This window comes from Mycobacterium sp. E1214 (assembly GCF_001666755.1).
In the GTDB taxonomy this organism is placed as follows: domain Bacteria; phylum Actinomycetota; class Actinomycetes; order Mycobacteriales; family Mycobacteriaceae; genus Mycobacterium.
On the sequence record NZ_LZJC01000138.1, the window covers coordinates 21,931 to 37,695 of the forward strand.

Sequence of the window (15,765 nt, forward strand, 5' to 3'; positions counted from 1 at the left end):
GGACCGCCATGCACCCGTTACGCGCCCTTCGTGACCGCGGCAACGTCACCGCCGCGGAGATGACCGCGCTTCTCGCGGACGACGTCGAGTTCCACACGCCGATCCTGACCAAGGTCGTGACGGGTCGTGAGCTCATCGGCGCGATCTGGGCGCTGTCCTCACACGTGCGTAACGGCCGCTACGTGCGCGAACACAAGCTCGACGAGCGCACGACGTTTCTGCAATGGCGCGGAGAGATCGAGGGCCGGGAACTCGAGATCTTCGAACTCGTCGAAGACGATGACAGCGGGATGATCAGGAAACGAACCGCCGCCTACCGGCCGCTACCTGCCGTCGAACTCTTCCGCTCGGCCATGTACCCGAGCATCAAAGACTGGCTCGGACCCGAGTACTTCAATTACGCCGCCGCCGACGACCAGGCACGTCAGGACGGCTAGGCGACGGCGACGGTCGGTCCGCGGGTCCGCCGTCATCGGCCGCTCGCGCGGCCCTACCGGCGACAACGGTGGCGGCGATGGCCAGGCCGATGAAGCCGACGAGTCCTGCGCCTGCGCTGCAGACGACGACCAGTCGCCACCCCTGGCCCGCGGCGACAACCATCGCCGCGCACGTCGCGACGTTCAACAACGCAATCAGCGGAACCACGCGCAGCGCCGCGCGGTTGCCGGCCCTCCAGGACTGCTCGGTGCGCAGCGTCGAGGGCGTCCGGATGCCGAGGTGCGGGTTGCGAGGCAGCTCACCGCGCGCGGCGCGCCACCAGTTGCCAGTGATCAGCAGGCTCAACGCAGCCAAGGCGACCCCGATGACTACCGCCATCAGTAGCGCCTGATCACGTACCGACTGCATCGCGTCCCTCGTCCGGCTCCGCCACGCCGCCGGTTGCTCCAGCAGCTTGCGCCCGTCAGGACGATTCTGAGCCCTGGGCCGCGGTGTTGGGCACCAGCGGTAGCAAAACGCGCCGATTGGGTAGTCCGGTCAAGACGAATCGTCTACTACAGCACGCCGAACAGGGGGCAACATGTCGTCACCGGATCCGCACGCCAGCACCGAATCCGAGGCCGAGGAGATCGCTCAAACGCCCGCGACTCCCGGGGCCGAAGCGTTGCCGACCGCTGACCAGGACGCATCCGATCAGTCCCATTGAGGACGCCGGGTCCGGGTGCACCCGGAAGGCCCCGGACGAAGTGAATAAACAGCGAACGAGCGGGGGCATGCCGTTTCCGCACCAACACGAGTCGAAAGGCAGGAACCAATGGCTGAACAAGAGGGGCCGCGGTGGGACGTCAGCCTCAAGGACAAGTTCGTCTATCTGGAGCGCATATCGGACAAGGATGAGCGGGTCTTCGACGACACGCTGACACCGGAGGAGGCCCGCAAGCTCGGCGGGTTGTTGACGAAATACGCGGACCAGGCCGGGGAATCGGAGAAATCCGGTGACGATGAACGGGACGGCGATGAACGGGACGAAGCCAAACATTCCGGCGACAGCGACGACTCCAAGGACGACGCGGACGAGGGCTAATTCCTGGCGGCGCGCAGTGCCAGCCCCCTGTCCACCCTCGCATCGACCCGCGGTCGGTCGCCTCGCAGGTAGGTCCGCTCCAGCCGATCGATGAGCTCTTGAGCCGCCTGGATGTCGCGCCGCAGTGTTGCCGCCTCCCCGCGCAGCGCGCCGGCGCGCGCATTGCTGGCGGTCGCCGTCTGCCGTTCCAGCCACGCGAGCCTGCTGGTCGTCGCCCCCTCGTGTCGTCGCAGTGCGCGAATGAACTCGACAGCCTGCGCTGCCTGCCATTCGGCCACCCGCTGATGTTCGCCCACCCGGGTCGGTTACCCCACGGCGTGATCCGGAAAGCGTGCGCATCGCAACGTTTACGCCGGGGCAACCGCGGCGCCGGGCTCACCGATTCGTCGCGTCGTCGGCGGCGGCGGCACCGCGGCGCAGCAGCGCCATCGACCGACGCATGGTGGTGCGCGTCCGCGTTGTATCCCCGACGTGGACGTGTTCCAGCACAGCCATCGCGAACACGCCGTAATAGGCCTGTTCCAAAGCGGCCGTATCGGCGGTCGACCGGATCGACCCGTCGCCCTCGGCCTCGCGCAGGATGCGGCGCAGCCGTGCGCGCAGCTCGACCACTTCGGGAAACTTCGTCGTCGGATAACGGAGCAGCAGCGTGTAGTACCCGCCAATGTTGTCGACGTCGGCGAAAAACATCGTCAGGCAATCGTCGTAGAACGCCTCGACGCGCCGCAGCGGCGGTTTCCCTTCCGACGCGCGAAGAAAGCCGTTCCACCGCGCGGCCAACCGCTCCCCGAATACCTGCAGGAGCAGCTCGTCCTTGTTCGAGGCGTATAGGAAAATGGTGCCCAGGGCGACGCCGGCGCGTTCGGCCACCTGCCGCATGGTGACCGCGGACAGCCCGCCGGCCTCGACGAGATCCCAGGTCGCGGCGAAGACGGCGTCGCGGCGGCGCCGGCTCTCGTCTTTACGGCCACCCACGACAGCGCAACCCTTCAGACGCGGTTGACCGGGTAATGCGGCGCCTCACCGCGCAGCACCCGGGCCACCTCGGCGAAGCTCTTGACCATCGTCTCGCCGAGCGACTCCCTGCTCCAGTGAGCGGCGTGCGGGGACAGCAGGACGCCGTCGACCTTGAGCAGTGGGCTGTCGGCGGCCAGCGGCTCGGTCTCGAAGGTGTCGAGTGCCGCACCGGCGAGGCGCCGGGATCCGATCGCCTCCGCGAGCGCCACCTCGTCGACGAGCCCCCCGCGTGACACGTTGACCACGAACGCTCCGCGTTTCATCCGCGACAGTGCCGCGGCGTCAAGCAGGTGCCGCGTACCCGACGTCAACGGAATATGAAGCGACACAACGTCGCTGGCCGTGATGACGGCGTCGAGGTCCGCCAGTGTCACACCCAGCGCGGCGGCGTCCTCCGGTGACACCGCGGGATCGTGGGCGATAACGGAGAAACCGACGGCCCGGGCCGCCGTCGCGACGCGGCGACCGATCCGCCCCAACCCGATCAGGCCAAGGGTCTGCACGGCGGGCCGGTGCAGCGACATGCCCAGCCGCCCGTCACCGAATCGGCCGGCGCGCACAGTGGCATCCCACGCGACGAGCCCGCGGGTCAGGGCGAGAATGAACGCCATCGCGTGCGCGGCGACCTCGTGGAAGTTCGCGTCCGGCACGTTCGTCACCTGAATGCCCGCCCGGGTGGCCGCCTCGACATCGACGACGTCCACGCCGATACCGCAACGGTGGATGACCCTGCAACGGGTGAGCTTCGAGATAAGCTGCGCCCGAATCGGTTCCACGGCGACGATCAAAGCGTCGGCGTCGCGGGCCGCCTCGGCGAGCGCCTCGGCCGAACCGTCCGACACCGTGACGATGTCGGCGATGTCACGCAGGGGCGCCGTGACCGCGTCCGGCGGCGTCATCGAGGGATTGGTGAGAAGCGCCTTCACGCGTCGACCTCCGCCGCCAGTTCGTCGGTGAGCTTGCGGGCCGCCTTGGCGCCCGCCGCCAGCCACTGGCCGTCGGAGCCGTAGACCTGTAGCCGCACCCCGGCACGCGTCATCAGCCGCGCATGCTCCGGGCTGAACACGGCTCCGGCGAGCACCTTGTGCTGCGCACGCGCGGCGGCCGCGATCGTTGCAACCGCCGAGAGGGTGGCTTCCGCGCTGATGCCCTTCAGCACGTTGCCGTCCCGAACCGCGCCGATGCCGAGCGCGAGATCGATCGGGCCGACGAACAGGCCGTCCACCCCAGGGGTGGCGGCAATGGCGTCGACCTCCGCGAGCCCCCGGGCCGTCTCGATCATGACCAGCAGCACGGGACCGTCACCAGGGACAAAGCCCGCTCCGGCCGAGGGACGCAGGGGCCCGAACGACCGTTCGCCGTGGGGTGGGTAAAGCATTGCGGAGGCGGCAATCTCGGCCTCGGCGGCCGTGTTGACCATGGGGACGATGACTCCGGCGGCGCCCAGGTCTAACGCGCGCATGATCTGCCACGGCTCGTTGGCCGCAACCCGGACGAGCGCGGGTTTGTCGTGAAGCGCAGCCGCGCGCAGCATCGGCAGCAGCGAGCCGAGATCGGCCGACCCGTGCTGGCAGTCGATGACCACATAGTCGAGGTCGAGCTTGGCCAGTGCCTCGACGGCGTGGGGATCGGTGAAGGTGACCCACGGACCGGTGGTCAACGCGCGTTCGGCGAGGGTTCGTCTTAGCGGCGACTTCGGTTGTGGCGCTTGAGGTGTGCTTATGGTTAACCTCCTTAGTCAGCGGGGCACCGAGCACGCCAGCAGCCGGGCCGGAGTGTCGACGAGGATCTGGTGCAGGTCGGCGTCGGAGACGCCGGCGGCGCTGAGCGCGGGTAGCACCTCGGTGGATATGTAGGTAGGTTCCCAGTGCGGGTACATCGCGGTGCCACCCCCGGGTTCGAGCCAGTCGGTGTGCAGCATCGCGTCGTGCGACACCACGATGCGGTCGGCGTATCCCTGGTCGCACAGGGTGGCGATCACCGCGACCCGCTCGTGCATCGTGGCGGCACCCTCGACGTCGTAGCCGAACCGGTCCGACGCCATCGTCGCCCCGGTGTCCATGAGCGCCTTGAGATAGTCGATGTCGGTGGTATCGCCGCTGTGCCCGATCACCACCCGGGTGAGGTCCATTCCCTCAGTGGCGAACAGGTCGAGTTGCTCAAGGCCGCCCCGCACGTGTGGATCGGAATGCGTGGTGATCGGGACGCCGGTCTCGCGCGCGGCGATCGCCGAGGCGCGTAGCAACCCCTTGGACCCGCGAGTCAGGCCGGCCGGACCGGTGACGCACTTGATGATGCCGGCGTGGACCCCGGTGTGGCCGATCCCGTCGACGATGTCGGCGATGAACACGTCGGCGAAGAAGTTGCGTCCCTGCCGGCGGGCCAGGGCCTGCCGAATCTCGAAAGTCTTGGAGGGCAGGTCCTCGGTGTAAAACCCGGTGGCGACAACGATATTGAGGTCTACGCGCGCGTTGACCTCGACCAGGGCCGGCACATCGCGGTCGTGGCCGAAGACGGTGACGTCGACGATGGTGTCGATACCGGCGTCCTTCACCTGTTGCAGACGCGCCACCACGCTGTCCAGCGCCGCCTGCTTACCACGCGGATAGGCCAGTTCGGGACGGTCGTTGGCCAGCGCCGCGGACACCGCGAAAACGTGCTCGTGCATCAGCGTGCGGCCAAGGCCATTGGCGCGTCGTCGGCCCCGGATGGTGGCGACGGTGCCGTCGGTGGTCACAGTCGGCCCTGCGGCTCGAATGGGCGCTTCGAACAGTTCATCGTCACCAGGCGCTCTCGGCCAGCGAGTGAATACGGACGGGCAAGACGTCCCAACCCTTTTGAAAGCTGGACGCGCTGCGCACGGCGGCGGCTTCGTCGAAGTCGAACTCGTCGACGGCGTCTAAGAACTCCTGCAGGATCACGCGGCCTTGCATCTTGGCCAAGTGGATACCCATGCAGAAGTGACCGCCGTGGCCGAACGAAAGAGTCCGCTTCATCCGCCGATTCCACCGGAACACGTCGGGATCGGGGAATTCGCGGGGGTCACGCTGTGCCGACTGGATCAGGAAGATGATCCGCTGGCCTGGCGTCAGGTGCTGACCAAGCAAATCCACGGGTGCGGTCACGGTGCGTGAAAACCATTGTGCGGGACCGCAGTAACGCGACATTTCGTCGAAGGCCGGCGGCGTGTTGGTGCCCAGGTCGGCGCGAACGGCCGCGAGCTGGTCGGGGTTCTTGGTCAACTCCCACAGCCCGTGGGAGGTCACCTTGGGCACCGTCTCGACGCCGCCGATCAAGGGCACCAGAAGTTGAGCCGCCACCTCGCGGTCGGACAACGAGCGGCCCTCGAACACCGCGTTGATCACCGCGTCGACGAAGGGATGGCTGCCGTCCGCGCCGGCCTCGCGCCGCGCCGCCACAGCCGCGTGGGCGGCGCGGTTGATCCGCTTGAGCCCATCGATCGGGTTCAGGCCCAGACCCGGGTTGCCGATGGCGGCCGAGGACTCGTTGATCGCGTCCCGCAGGTCGCGAGCCGCTTCGGCCGGAAGGCCCGCGAGGTGGCACATGGTCTTTGCCGTCCAGAGCCCGAACAGTTCTGGAAGGTTGAATTCCCGCCGGGCCAGCGCGTCCGGCAGGTCGGCGCGGACCAGCTCACGGAACCAGTCCTCGAGGCGCGAGACGGGCCGTGGCCGAAACGCATGGTTGACGAACCCGCGGAGCCGGCCTTGGTGAGGTTGGTCGACCCGGGTGAAGCCGCTGACCGGCGACAGCCCCGCGGGGGGCACCGGCCCGTCGTTGTGCGCCAGCATTTCCGCTTTCGTAGGCACCGTGCCCTCGCGGGCCTCGAACGGCATCTCCGGGTCGCCGAGCAAGCGGTACACGTCCTCGAACCGCGAGACGACCCACATGTCGTAGTCCTCGACGTAGTACAGCGGATGCTCGTCGCGTAGCCACGCGTAGTACGGGTAGGGATCCTCGAGGCACTCGGGCGAGAACGGATCGTAATGCGTGATTGCCGCATCAGCCGCGCGCGTCACAGGTCCGCCCTTCATTTCACTGAACGTGTTCAGTGAAGTTTGTCGGACTCTGCCGGTATCAGTCAACCCGCGGCGCCCGCCCGCCCCGCTTGCCGGCCGATGGGCAGCTCGGGCCGCGGATGCCGCCAACCCGCGCGTCGGGGCGCCCCCCGTATCGCGCGAAGTCGATGAGAATGACACCGACACCTTGTCACCCCAACGATGGCATCGGCGTCGGTGCGCGACGGGTGCGCGACCACCGGTCCATCTCTTCCAGCGCTGAGAGGCAGGGCAATTGAACGCGACGTGGGTGGTTCCCTTCATCATCATCGGGGGAGCCCTTCAGACCTGTGGGGCCGCAATGAACGGGCAACTCTACAAACACCTGATCAACCCGTGGCTGGCGTCCACGGTGTCGTTCGCGTTGATCACCATCTTTTTTCTGGCGATGTTTCTGATCCTCCCGCACCCGCTGCCCACCTCGGAGAACCTGGCGTCGATGCCATGGTGGGCAGTGGTCGGTGGGCTTGTCGGAGCGGTGCAGGTCTATGCCGGCCTGACCTTGGTCACCAAAGTCGGTGCCGGCTCGTTTGTCGGCATCACGGTCACCGCGGCGCTCATCATGTCGTTGCTCGTCGATCATTTCGGCTGGTTCCGCATCGAGGCCCACCCGATCACGGTGTGGCGAATCCTGGGGGCGGTGTTGATGATTGGCGGTGTCACGTTGATCTCGCGATTCTGAGCGCCGCGCGCGGCGGCGGTACCGGCCGCGGTTCGCAGCGCGCCGATGCGACGCCCCTGTGATCTATCCGCCGTCAGCTTCGCGCGACGGTTGCGTCCTGCCCGTGAACTGGTCGACCAGCAGTCGCGCGCGTGCGTCGACATGGTCCGGGCGCAGTCGACCGGTCGCGCCGAGGGTAACCAGTCCATGCAACGCGGCCCAGAAGACCTCGGTGAGTGTGTCCGCGTCCCGCCAACGGGCGACGCGACCGACCGCCTCTCGTAACGCCGTGAACGCCTCCAACAGCTCGGGAGGCGTGGCCGCGGCGGCGAAGCGCAGCGCGGTCGCGCGGGTGAACATCGCGTCATAGGTGGCCGGGTTGTCGCGCGCGAATTGCAAGTACGCCTGCACAATTCGATCGAGCACTGCGTCCGGCCCCGCGACCGTATCCCGCGACACCGCCCGCATCGCGGCGGCGAGCTCCGCGTAGCCGTCGAGCGCGACGGCGTCCGCGATCCGTTCCATGCCGGCGAAGTGCTTGTAGAGCACGGGCTGGCTGTACTCGATCTCGGTGGACAGCCGGCGAGTGGTGACCGCATCCCACCCCTCGGCCTCCGCCAGCGCGCGAGCGGTGGTGACGATCAGCCGCCGCCGGGCCGCCTGTTCCCGCTCGCGCCGATCCTTCGTGGCCATACCCGACGGTATCACGGCTAGTTTCGCTAGCGATGCTATTGACTCCGTAACGCCAGGGGGTTAGCGTTGCTAGCAGTCAAACCGAGGGAGACCACCAGCATGTTCCAACTCAGGAGCTACACCCTGCGATCACCCGACGCGCTCCGGCGCTACGCCGCGATGCACTGGGCCCGACACGTCACCACCTTCGCAACGTTCGGCGTCACCACTCACGGCGTCTGGACCGAAGACGGCGCGAACCGGTTGCTCGCACTGATCGACTATCCGCCGGGCGCCGACCCCGACGACGTCACCCGGCGGGTCATGTCCAGCGCCGAATTCACCACGGACATGGCCGGATTCGACGTCACCGACATCCTCGACGTGCAGACGACCCTGCTCACCCCGACGCCCTACTCCCCCATCCACTGAGCACAGTCAAGGAGTTTTCGACATGACCATCACCACGACCATCGGCTACGTCCTCGCCGGGTTGCTCGCCGCGGCCATCATCGCCATCGGCACACGCTTCCTCGCCGCGCCACGCGCCGCCGCCGCCGGATACGGGGTGCTCCCCGACATCGACCAACCCGGAGTCCGGGCCTACCTGAGCGTCAAGGGAATCCGCGATATCACCACGGGCCTGTTCGTGATCGTCCTGCTGAGTGCGCACGCGACACACCTCGCCGGCTGGGTGATGCTGGCCGCGACGCTCATCCCGATCGTCGACGCCACCATCGTGTTGCGCAACGGCGGAGCCAAATCGATCGCCTACGGAGTGCACGGCGCCACCGCCGCGGTCATGCTGTTAACCACCGCACTGCTGCTCGTCGCCTGAACGCGCACCGCCACCACGCCCCCCGCCCGCACCGCGCCGAAGGTGAACCGAAACGCCATGACCGAGACCCGAACCGATCTGTACTCCCGGCCCGGAAGCGACACCTACCGGGCCGCGACCACCCCGCACAACGCCGCGACCGTCCAACGCCCGGCCATGGTCGCGCACCCGCGCAGCGCCCAGGAGGTGGCGCAGGCCGTCGCGTGGGCCGAGCGGCACCAGCTCGGTGTGGTCGTGCAAGCGAGCGGGCACGGCGCCGGCGGGCCGGTCGACTCGGACCATTTGCTGGTCGACACGTCGGCGTTGAACACCGTCCACATCGACGCGCCCGCTCGCGTAGCGCGCGTCGGCGCCGGTGCGACCTGGTCACAGGTCAACGCGCGGGCCGAAGGTGCCGGGTTGCTGGGGCTGGCGGGGACGTCACCCACGGTGGCCGTCGCGGGCTACACCTTCGGCGGCGGCGTCGGCTTCTTGACGCGCCCGCACGGAATGGCCAGCTCGTCGCTGCTCGCTGTCGACTACGTCGATGGCCACGGCGCCCTTCGGCGGGCGGCGGAAGACGCTACCGACGCGGTCGACCGCGACGCACTGTGGGCGTTCCGCGGGGGTGGCGGCACCGGTCTGGCCACCTCGTTGACGGTCGAGCTCGTCGCCGTCGACGACCCGTGGGCCGGTTATCTGCTGTGGAGCATCGACGCACTGGAAGCCGTCGTCGACGCCTGGGCGACGGCCATGGGCCACGTGGGTGCGGCGCTGTCGACGAGCTTGAGTGTGTTGCGCACACCGCCGGGCTCGCCGGCCTTCCCGCCGCCGCTTCAAGGCGTTCCCGTCGTACATTTGGCCTTCGCCTCACCGCAAGGCCCAGACGCCGCGCTGCCGCTGCTGCAAGCCTTGTCGGCGGCGCCGGCGCCTGCGGTCAACAGCCAGTGGGCGCCCGCTGACGCCGCCCGGCTGGCCCAGATCCACCTCGACCCACCGGGCGCGGTCCCCGCTTTGGGCACGGGCCGATGGCTGGGGCCCAACGGCCCCGACGTCGCGGCCGCGGTGTTTCGCACCGCCGCCAGTGCCGATTCGGCGGTGGCGATGGTCGAGTTGCGCAACGTGGACAACGACGCGGCCGCCCGGAACGGCGCGCTGACCGCCGTCCCGGCACCGTACCTGTTGCACGCGGTCGGCATCGCAGGCGACGCCGCGACGCGTGCCCACACCGAGGACGGCTTGGCCCGGGTGCTGTCGGCGGCGGCCGCCGCCGACACCGGGCGGTCCTCGGCGCCATTCGCCGACGGTCGCGCGGCAGATCCCAACGGGCTCGACCCGGACGACCTGCAGCGGCTGGCCGACATCAGCGCCGCCGTCGACCCCGATCGGCGCATAGCGCCCACCCGGATACTCGCTGCGCACACGGCGAGCTGAGCGCGGCGCCGTCAGCGCGGACGTTCAGCTCAGGCAGTTCGCTCTTGTCGACCACCGAGCCGCCAGTCGGAACCCGCATCCTGGTGACGCAGATGGCCCGGCCGGGTGGCCCAGCCCTCGGGCACATCGAGCGCGAGGGCCAGATATACGAAACGCCCGACGGCGGGCGACGCGGCGAGGGCCGGATTCCACAGCAAGGTATACGGAAGAGCCATCGCGGGAGTCGCGGGCCGTACGACTTGCACGGTCTCGCAGTCCATCAGCGAGGGGGTCGTCAACACCCAGTCAACCTCCGCCTGGGCCGGCCAGCGGCGGGCGCGAAGGTCGACGTCGTCGAGTTCCACCATGGGCGGCCGCAGACCAGCTGCTTCCAGCGCGTCGCGTTGTCCGGCCACCCACGCGGGAAACAGAGAAGCGCTGTGCACACCGAGGGTCTCACCGGCCAGGTCGGCCAGCATTGCCGAATCCTGTTGGGCCACAGGGTGGCTGCGCCTGACGGCGACGAGGAAGGGCTCAGCGCAGAACACCTTCGCGATCACTTGTGGTGGCGCCGCTACGGCGGCGCACGTGATGGCCACGTCGACGCTGCCCACGGCGACCGCGCTCCGCAGCTCCGGCAACCACATCCGACGCACGATCAACTCGACGTGCGGCGCCTTGCGTCGGAGCGCTCTCGCCAGATGCGGCGCTAACACGGGCGCGGCCGGTGGAGTGATCGCCAGTCGCACCACCCCCGAATGGCCCTCGGACAGCTGGTGCACCGCGGCGCAGGCCGCTCCGACGTCGTCGAGAATGGCTTGAGCGCGGCCGAGAAGCTCGGTCCCCGCGGCGGTCAGGGCGACTCGGCGAGTGCTGCGAATCATCAACGCGGACCCCAGTTCTCGCTCCAAGCGTTGCACGAGCGTGCTGAGCGCCGGTTGTCCGATATGCAATTGCTGGGCGGCGCGCCCGAAGTGCAACTCGTGGGCTACGGCCACGAATGCTTCCAGTTGACGTAGCTCCATTTAACGAGCCACCGTTGCGGCCCTCGAGGACGTGCCCCGTGCGCCCACGCCATCCATACCATTTACGTTACGTTATTATCGTAACGTAAATCAACTCCCCCGGATTCGCCCCTTCCGCGCCGATGTCGGTGGGCTAGCCCGTCGACAATCAGCGCCGCCGCCGCGTCGACCCAGGCGTCGTCGAGATCCCGCTCGTTGGCCTCGGCCATCATGACCATTCCGCTGATCAGATCGGCGAGCATCTGCGCGTCGACTTGCTTCTTTTTCGGTCGCTTCGGCAGGGCCTCGTCGAGATATTCCTGCAGTTGCCGGTAGGTGGTCTCTTGAGCACTGGCCAACCGCCTCGACAGGCCGGGCCGAGCGCGCAGATCGGCCATCAAGCCCGCGGCGGCCGTCCGAACGGCGCGTTGCCGGAACTGGTCGATCGACCGAACCAGCAAGGCGCGCACGGTGGAAGCGAGGTCGTCGGCGATGGGCAATTCGGTTGCCGTGGAACTGGCGAACACCGCTTCGTAGACCAGCTCCACCTTGCTTGGGAACCGTCGATAGACTGCGGGCGGCGTGGCGCCGGCGCGAGCTGCAACCTGCGGGATCGTCAGGCGGTCATAGCCGACTTCCCCGAGCAATTCCACGGTGGCGCGCAGAACCGCCGCACCGATGCTGGTGTCGCGGGGGCGTCCCTGCTTGGCCGCGGGCTGCGGGCCGTCTCCACCTTCGGGCGATTTCATTTCGTTCCGAACGTAACGTAACGGGCTTTTTGCGCGCAAGAGTCTCGGGATTGATCAACGCGGGCAATCGGATCGATTCTGATTCGCCTCTTTTTCTCAGTCCCCCCATGACGCAACGTATGTCGTGGCCCCCCCATCACCGAGTCCCGAAAGGAGCGAGCGGTGCAGGAGTCCCGTCCACCGTTTCCCCCATACGACCTACAGACAGCACTGGAGAAAGTACAAGCCGCAGAGGACGCGTGGAATACCTGCGACCCGCACCGGGTGAGCCTGGCCTACACCCCGGACAGCGCCTGGCGTAATCGTGGCCAGTTCGTCAATGGCCGAGACCAGATCGTCGAGTTCCTCACCGCCAAATGGCAGCGTGAGCTGGACTATGCGCTTCGCAAGAGCCTGTGGGATTTCCACGACAACCGGATCGCGGTGCGCTTTCAGTACGAGTGTCACGACGCTTCGGGCCAGTGGTGGCGCAGCTACGGCAACGAGCTCTGGGAGTTCGACGACAGCGGCCTCATGCGCCGGCGCGAGGCGAGCATCAATGACGTGCGCATCGACGAGTCCGAACGTCGGTACTTCGGTCCCCGGCCCGCCAACGAGCGCGGCCAGAGCCACGTCATCCCGCTGCAGTGAGGCCCTTGACGTCGAATTCCCTGCGCCGCAACGAGATCGCCGACGCAGACCACGCATGGTCTCCGCACCAGTTACGGCCGGAGGCAGCATGAACAGCGTCATCACTGGCGACGGGGTGGAGATCCACTACAAGGATTGGGGTTCTGGGCGGCCGATCGTGTTCAGTCACGGGTGGCCCCTGTCCGCCGATGACTGGGACCCTCAAATGTTGTTCTTCCTCAAACACGGCTACCGCGTGATCGCCCACGACCGACGGGGTCACGGACGATCCAGCCAGACCGGTACCGGTCACGACATGAACCATTACGCCGACGATCTGGCGGCCCTGACCGCCCATCTCGACCTGCAAGGCGCCATCCACGTGGGCCATTCAACCGGAGGCGGCGAGGTCGTTCGTTACCTCGCCCGCCACGGTGAAGCTCGAGTTGCCAAGGCGGCGTTGCTGAGTGCCGTACCACCACTCATGGTTCGCACACCAACGAACCCCGGCGGGCAACCCAAGGAGGCGTTCGACGACCTGCAGGCGCAGTTGGCGGCGAATCGGTCGGCCTTCTACCGCGAGTTGGCTTCGGGACCGTTCTACGGATTCAATCGGCCGGGGGTGCCGACGTCGGAAGCCGTCGTCGACAATTGGTGGAGGCAGGGCATGATGGGCGGCGCCAAGGCGCACTACGACGGCATCGTCGCGTTCTCGCAGACCGACTTCACCGAGGATTTGAAGCGGGTCACCATACCGGTGTTGGTGATGCACGGCGAGGACGACCAAATCGTGCCCTATGGCGATTCCGCCCCGCTGACAGCACAATTGGTCAGGAATAGTCGCCTGATTTCGTATCCGGGGTTTCCCCACGGCATGCCCACCACTCACGCCGACGTCATCAACGCCGACCTGTTGAACTTCATCCGGCACTGATGCCGTCGCGGTGTTCGGTCGGGCCTCTCAGCCCTCGTGTCGCAAGTGGCCGGGCAGAGTCACCCAGCCCACGGGTACGTCGGCCGTCAAGGCCAGGTGCACGAAGCGGCCCACCGCAGCGTTGGCCGCGCGAGTGGGACTCCACTGCAGCGTGTACGGCAGGATTTGCGCGGGTCGCACGGGTCGGGTGGGGGTCGGCAACCCCGGCGCGGCCATCGTGGCCGTGGTGAGGATCCAGTCGACCTCGGACTGGTCCGGCCAGCGCCGGGCAAACAGGTCGGTGTCGGCGAGTTCAACCGTCACCGGCGACACGCTGGCCGCCTCGAGCGCCTGCCGATGCGCCAGCGCCCACGCCGGGAACAGAGCCGAGCTGTGAATGCCCAACCGCTCGCCCGCGACATCGCCCAGGGCAATCGAATCCTGTTCGGCAAGTCGGTGATTCGGCCGCACCGAGATCAGTAACGGCTCGCCGCAGAACACTTCGTCGACCACCCCCGGCGGGTGCGCTAGTGAACCACAGGTGACCGCGACGTCGATCGTGCCGTCGGCCGTGGCTCGGGCGAGGTCCGGTAGCCACATCCGCCGGGCCGCGACCTTGACTTCCGGTGCCGCGTCCCGCAAGACGGTGATGAGGTGTGACGCCAGCACCGGGGCAACGGGTGGCGTCATGCCGAGCCGCACGGTGCCCGCACGTCCGTCGGCCACCCGATGCACGGCGGCGCAGGCCGACCCCACTTCGTCGAGTATGACCTTGGCGCGACCCAAGAGCTCGTCCCCGGCGCTCGTCAGCGTGACCCTGCGGGTGGTTCGGGTCATCAGCTGCGCGCCCAATTCCCGCTCCAAGTGCCGGATCAAACTGCTCACGGTCGGTTGACCAACACGCAGCTTGTGCGCCGCGCGGCCGAAGTGCAGTTCCGTCGCGACCGCTACGAACGCTTCCAGTTGACGCAGTTCCACCCCGACTCACCGTCCCATGGGGGAAGAGTTATCTACCTATCGATAGGTAGCTGTACTGAGCCTACGAGTCGGCGTTACGGTTGTCAAAACTTATCTACCGATAGGGAGGGTGATGAGCGACACGGCCGAGCGCTTGATGGACCTTGCGGAGAGCCGCATTGGTGACGCCGGCTATAACGGCTACAGCTTCCGCGATCTGGCGGCAGAACTGGGCATCAAGAGTTCGAGTGTCCACCACCACTTCCCGACCAAGGCTGCGCTGACGGTCGCCGTGATGCACCGCTACACGGACAACGTTCTCGCCGCGGTGGCGGACGCGACCGCCGAAGGCGTCGACGTCGTTTCGGCGTATTTGGCGGTGTTCCGTAACGTGCTGCGCACGACCGGCCGCATGTGCATGGGCGGAGCGTTGGGTGCCGAGACGGGTGGTCTGCCGCCCGAGGTCGCTCAGGCGGCCCGCGATTTCTTCACACGCGTTACCGCTGACATCGCCGATCGGATCGGCGGGCCCGATCCGCGGACGCACGCATTGCGGATCTTCGCGACGCTGGAAGGCGCGATGATCTTGGCGCGCGGGCTTGGGGACGCGAAGGTATTCGACCATGCGACTTCGGCGTTGGCCTGACGCTGGGCCGACGGCAACGCCTGAGCCCCAACGGCACTGATCAGCTCCGTCGATCTCAGTGATCGCGGATTGGCCCTTTTTCCGGCCGCCGGGGCGACGCAGTGTGTAGGCAAGTGACTCGCGCCCGCCCACACGCCTATCCACAAGGGGAAAACATGACCGGCTTCAGCACCCGCTATCACACCGTGTCCATCGACGGCCTCGACGTCTTCTACCGCGAGGCCGGCGATCGCTCGAACCCCACAGTGCTTCTGCTGCACGGTTTTCCGTCCAGCTCTCATATGTTTCGCAACTTGATCAACTCGCTGGCCGACTCCTACCACCTGGTGGCGCCCGACCACATCGGCTTCGGGCGCTCCTCGATGCCCTCGGTCAACCAGTTCACCTACAGCTTCGACCGGCTTACCGAGATCACAGAGAAGCTCATCACCACGTTGGGGCTGGAACGCTTCGCCATCTACATTCACGACTACGGCGCACCCATCGGGTTGCGCATCGCCACCGCACGACCGGAGCGCATCACCGCGATTATCACGCAGAGCGGGAACGCCTACATGGAGGGTTTCACGCCCTTTTGGGACAGACTGTTCGCGCACGCGAAAGATCGCGGCCCCAACGAAGACTCGGTCCGGGAATACTTCACCTTGCAGACGACGCACTGGCAGTACACCCACGGCGTGCCGGCCGATCGACTCGACCGCATCGCCCC

Annotated in this window: 21 protein-coding genes; 10 read left to right on the top strand and 11 right to left on the bottom strand. The window is 67.4% G+C overall.

Annotated elements, in window-relative coordinates:
• Positions 1-8: 8 nt before the first annotated feature.
• Entirely contained in the window at positions 9-437 is a 429-nt protein-coding gene (locus A5700_RS19310) for a hypothetical protein (protein WP_068070625.1), read from the top strand.
• Here the strand turns inward: A5700_RS19310 and A5700_RS25520 are convergent.
• Positions 394-816: an SdpI family protein gene (locus A5700_RS25520; RefSeq protein WP_197504162.1), complete on the bottom strand. Its 423-nt coding sequence runs from the start codon at positions 814-816 to the stop codon at positions 394-396. The two genes, A5700_RS19310 and A5700_RS25520, sit on opposite strands and share 44 nt — an antisense overlap.
• A gap of 436 nt (positions 817-1,252) precedes the next feature.
• Here A5700_RS25520 and A5700_RS19320 point away from each other — a divergent pair, with 436 nt between their 5' ends.
• Positions 1,253-1,522, top strand: a complete 270-nt coding sequence (locus tag A5700_RS19320; RefSeq protein ID WP_068070628.1) for a hypothetical protein — start codon at positions 1,253-1,255, stop codon at positions 1,520-1,522.
• On the opposite strand, the gene A5700_RS19325 is transcribed toward A5700_RS19320, so the two are convergent.
• From A5700_RS19325 to A5700_RS19350, 6 genes are all read right to left on the bottom strand, one after another.
• Positions 1,519-1,818: a hypothetical protein gene (locus A5700_RS19325; RefSeq protein WP_156745580.1), complete on the bottom strand. Its 300-nt coding sequence runs from the start codon at positions 1,816-1,818 to the stop codon at positions 1,519-1,521. The two genes, A5700_RS19320 and A5700_RS19325, sit on opposite strands and share 4 nt — an antisense overlap.
• 79 nt (positions 1,819-1,897) lie before the next feature.
• On the bottom strand, positions 1,898-2,497 hold the full coding sequence (locus tag A5700_RS19330; RefSeq protein ID WP_068070631.1) for a TetR/AcrR family transcriptional regulator: 600 nt from the start codon (positions 2,495-2,497) through the stop codon (positions 1,898-1,900).
• 14 nt (positions 2,498-2,511) lie between these two features.
• Positions 2,512-3,465: a C-terminal binding protein gene (locus A5700_RS19335; protein ID WP_068070633.1), complete on the bottom strand. Its 954-nt coding sequence runs from the start codon at positions 3,463-3,465 to the stop codon at positions 2,512-2,514.
• On the bottom strand, positions 3,462-4,199 hold the full coding sequence (locus A5700_RS19340) for an HpcH/HpaI aldolase/citrate lyase family protein (protein ID WP_068070635.1): 738 nt from the start codon (positions 4,197-4,199) through the stop codon (positions 3,462-3,464). The genes A5700_RS19335 and A5700_RS19340 overlap by 4 nt, the downstream gene beginning before the upstream one ends.
• A gap of 78 nt (positions 4,200-4,277) precedes the next feature.
• Positions 4,278-5,276, bottom strand: a complete 999-nt coding sequence (locus A5700_RS19345; RefSeq protein ID WP_082959665.1) for a phosphotriesterase — start codon at positions 5,274-5,276, stop codon at positions 4,278-4,280.
• A 43-nt stretch (positions 5,277-5,319) separates the two neighbouring features.
• Positions 5,320-6,591, bottom strand: a complete 1,272-nt coding sequence (locus A5700_RS19350; RefSeq protein ID WP_068070638.1) for a cytochrome P450 — start codon at positions 6,589-6,591, stop codon at positions 5,320-5,322.
• Positions 6,592-6,865: 274 nt separating this feature from the next.
• Between A5700_RS19350 and A5700_RS19355 the strand changes: the two genes are divergently transcribed.
• Positions 6,866-7,297: a DMT family transporter gene (locus A5700_RS19355; protein WP_255377967.1), complete on the top strand. Its 432-nt coding sequence runs from the start codon at positions 6,866-6,868 to the stop codon at positions 7,295-7,297.
• Between the two features lie 63 nt (positions 7,298-7,360).
• On the opposite strand, the gene A5700_RS19360 is transcribed toward A5700_RS19355, so the two are convergent.
• Positions 7,361-7,969, bottom strand: a complete 609-nt coding sequence (locus tag A5700_RS19360; protein ID WP_068070642.1) for a TetR/AcrR family transcriptional regulator — start codon at positions 7,967-7,969, stop codon at positions 7,361-7,363.
• 99 nt (positions 7,970-8,068) lie between these two features.
• Between A5700_RS19360 and A5700_RS19365 the strand changes: the two genes are divergently transcribed.
• Genes A5700_RS19365 through A5700_RS19375 form a run of 3 tightly spaced genes read left to right on the top strand, consistent with a single transcriptional unit; the run spans position 8,069 to position 10,199 of the window.
• Entirely contained in the window at positions 8,069-8,380 is a 312-nt protein-coding gene (locus A5700_RS19365; protein WP_068070644.1) for an NIPSNAP family protein, read from the top strand.
• 22 nt (positions 8,381-8,402) lie between these two features.
• The gene (locus tag A5700_RS19370; RefSeq protein WP_068070646.1) at positions 8,403-8,786 is read left to right on the top strand and encodes a DUF4267 domain-containing protein; all 384 of its coding nucleotides are present in this window, start codon (positions 8,403-8,405) and stop codon (positions 8,784-8,786) included.
• A gap of 57 nt (positions 8,787-8,843) precedes the next feature.
• Positions 8,844-10,199 carry an FAD-binding oxidoreductase gene (locus A5700_RS19375; RefSeq protein ID WP_068070648.1) on the top strand — a complete coding sequence of 452 codons (1,356 nt, stop codon included), beginning with the start codon at positions 8,844-8,846 and terminating at the stop codon, positions 10,197-10,199.
• Between the two features lie 29 nt (positions 10,200-10,228).
• On the opposite strand, the gene A5700_RS19380 is transcribed toward A5700_RS19375, so the two are convergent.
• On the bottom strand, positions 10,229-11,203 hold the full coding sequence (locus A5700_RS19380; protein ID WP_068070650.1) for a LysR family transcriptional regulator: 975 nt from the start codon (positions 11,201-11,203) through the stop codon (positions 10,229-10,231).
• 62 nt (positions 11,204-11,265) lie between these two features.
• Positions 11,266-11,931, bottom strand: coding sequence for a TetR/AcrR family transcriptional regulator (locus A5700_RS19385; protein ID WP_068070652.1), 666 nt, complete (start codon positions 11,929-11,931; stop codon positions 11,266-11,268).
• Between the two features lie 162 nt (positions 11,932-12,093).
• Between A5700_RS19385 and A5700_RS19390 the strand changes: the two genes are divergently transcribed.
• Both A5700_RS19390 and A5700_RS19395 read left to right on the top strand, forming a co-directional pair.
• Positions 12,094-12,561 (top strand): nuclear transport factor 2 family protein, encoded by a 468-nt coding sequence (locus A5700_RS19390; RefSeq protein ID WP_068070654.1) that lies wholly within the window; start codon positions 12,094-12,096, stop codon positions 12,559-12,561.
• 88 nt (positions 12,562-12,649) lie between these two features.
• The gene (locus tag A5700_RS19395) at positions 12,650-13,474 is read left to right on the top strand and encodes an alpha/beta fold hydrolase (RefSeq protein WP_068070656.1); all 825 of its coding nucleotides are present in this window, start codon (positions 12,650-12,652) and stop codon (positions 13,472-13,474) included.
• A 27-nt stretch (positions 13,475-13,501) separates the two neighbouring features.
• On the opposite strand, the gene A5700_RS19400 is transcribed toward A5700_RS19395, so the two are convergent.
• Positions 13,502-14,431, bottom strand: coding sequence for a LysR family transcriptional regulator (locus tag A5700_RS19400; protein ID WP_068070658.1), 930 nt, complete (start codon positions 14,429-14,431; stop codon positions 13,502-13,504).
• Positions 14,432-14,543: 112 nt separating this feature from the next.
• Here A5700_RS19400 and A5700_RS19405 point away from each other — a divergent pair, with 112 nt between their 5' ends.
• Entirely contained in the window at positions 14,544-15,056 is a 513-nt protein-coding gene (locus A5700_RS19405) for a TetR/AcrR family transcriptional regulator (protein WP_068070660.1), read from the top strand.
• 155 nt (positions 15,057-15,211) lie between these two features.
• Positions 15,212-15,765: alpha/beta fold hydrolase (locus A5700_RS19410; protein ID WP_156671302.1), on the top strand; the 554-nt coding region annotated here is incomplete at its 3' end.

What these genes read in the sequence shown, in the direction of transcription:
- A5700_RS19370 (WP_068070646.1), top strand. Translation starts at nt 8,403, where the DNA reads ATGACCATCACCACGACCATCGGCTACGTCCTCGCCGGGTTGCTCGCC.
- A5700_RS19375 (WP_068070648.1), top strand. Translation starts at nt 8,844, where the DNA reads ATGACCGAGACCCGAACCGATCTGTACTCCCGGCCCGGAAGCGACACC.
- A5700_RS19385 (WP_068070652.1), bottom strand. Translation starts at nt 11,931, where the DNA reads ATGAAATCGCCCGAAGGTGGAGACGGCCCGCAGCCCGCGGCCAAGCAG.
- A5700_RS19320 (WP_068070628.1), top strand. Translation starts at nt 1,253, where the DNA reads ATGGCTGAACAAGAGGGGCCGCGGTGGGACGTCAGCCTCAAGGACAAG.
- A5700_RS25520 (WP_197504162.1), bottom strand. Translation starts at nt 816, where the DNA reads ATGGCGGTAGTCATCGGGGTCGCCTTGGCTGCGTTGAGCCTGCTGATC.
- A5700_RS19310 (WP_068070625.1), top strand. Translation starts at nt 9, where the DNA reads ATGCACCCGTTACGCGCCCTTCGTGACCGCGGCAACGTCACCGCCGCG.
- A5700_RS19380 (WP_068070650.1), bottom strand. Translation starts at nt 11,203, where the DNA reads ATGGAGCTACGTCAACTGGAAGCATTCGTGGCCGTAGCCCACGAGTTG.
- A5700_RS19405 (WP_068070660.1), top strand. Translation starts at nt 14,544, where the DNA reads ATGAGCGACACGGCCGAGCGCTTGATGGACCTTGCGGAGAGCCGCATT.
- A5700_RS19395 (WP_068070656.1), top strand. Translation starts at nt 12,650, where the DNA reads ATGAACAGCGTCATCACTGGCGACGGGGTGGAGATCCACTACAAGGAT.
- A5700_RS19365 (WP_068070644.1), top strand. Translation starts at nt 8,069, where the DNA reads ATGTTCCAACTCAGGAGCTACACCCTGCGATCACCCGACGCGCTCCGG.
- A5700_RS19360 (WP_068070642.1), bottom strand. Translation starts at nt 7,969, where the DNA reads ATGGCCACGAAGGATCGGCGCGAGCGGGAACAGGCGGCCCGGCGGCGG.
- A5700_RS19350 (WP_068070638.1), bottom strand. Translation starts at nt 6,591, where the DNA reads ATGAAGGGCGGACCTGTGACGCGCGCGGCTGATGCGGCAATCACGCAT.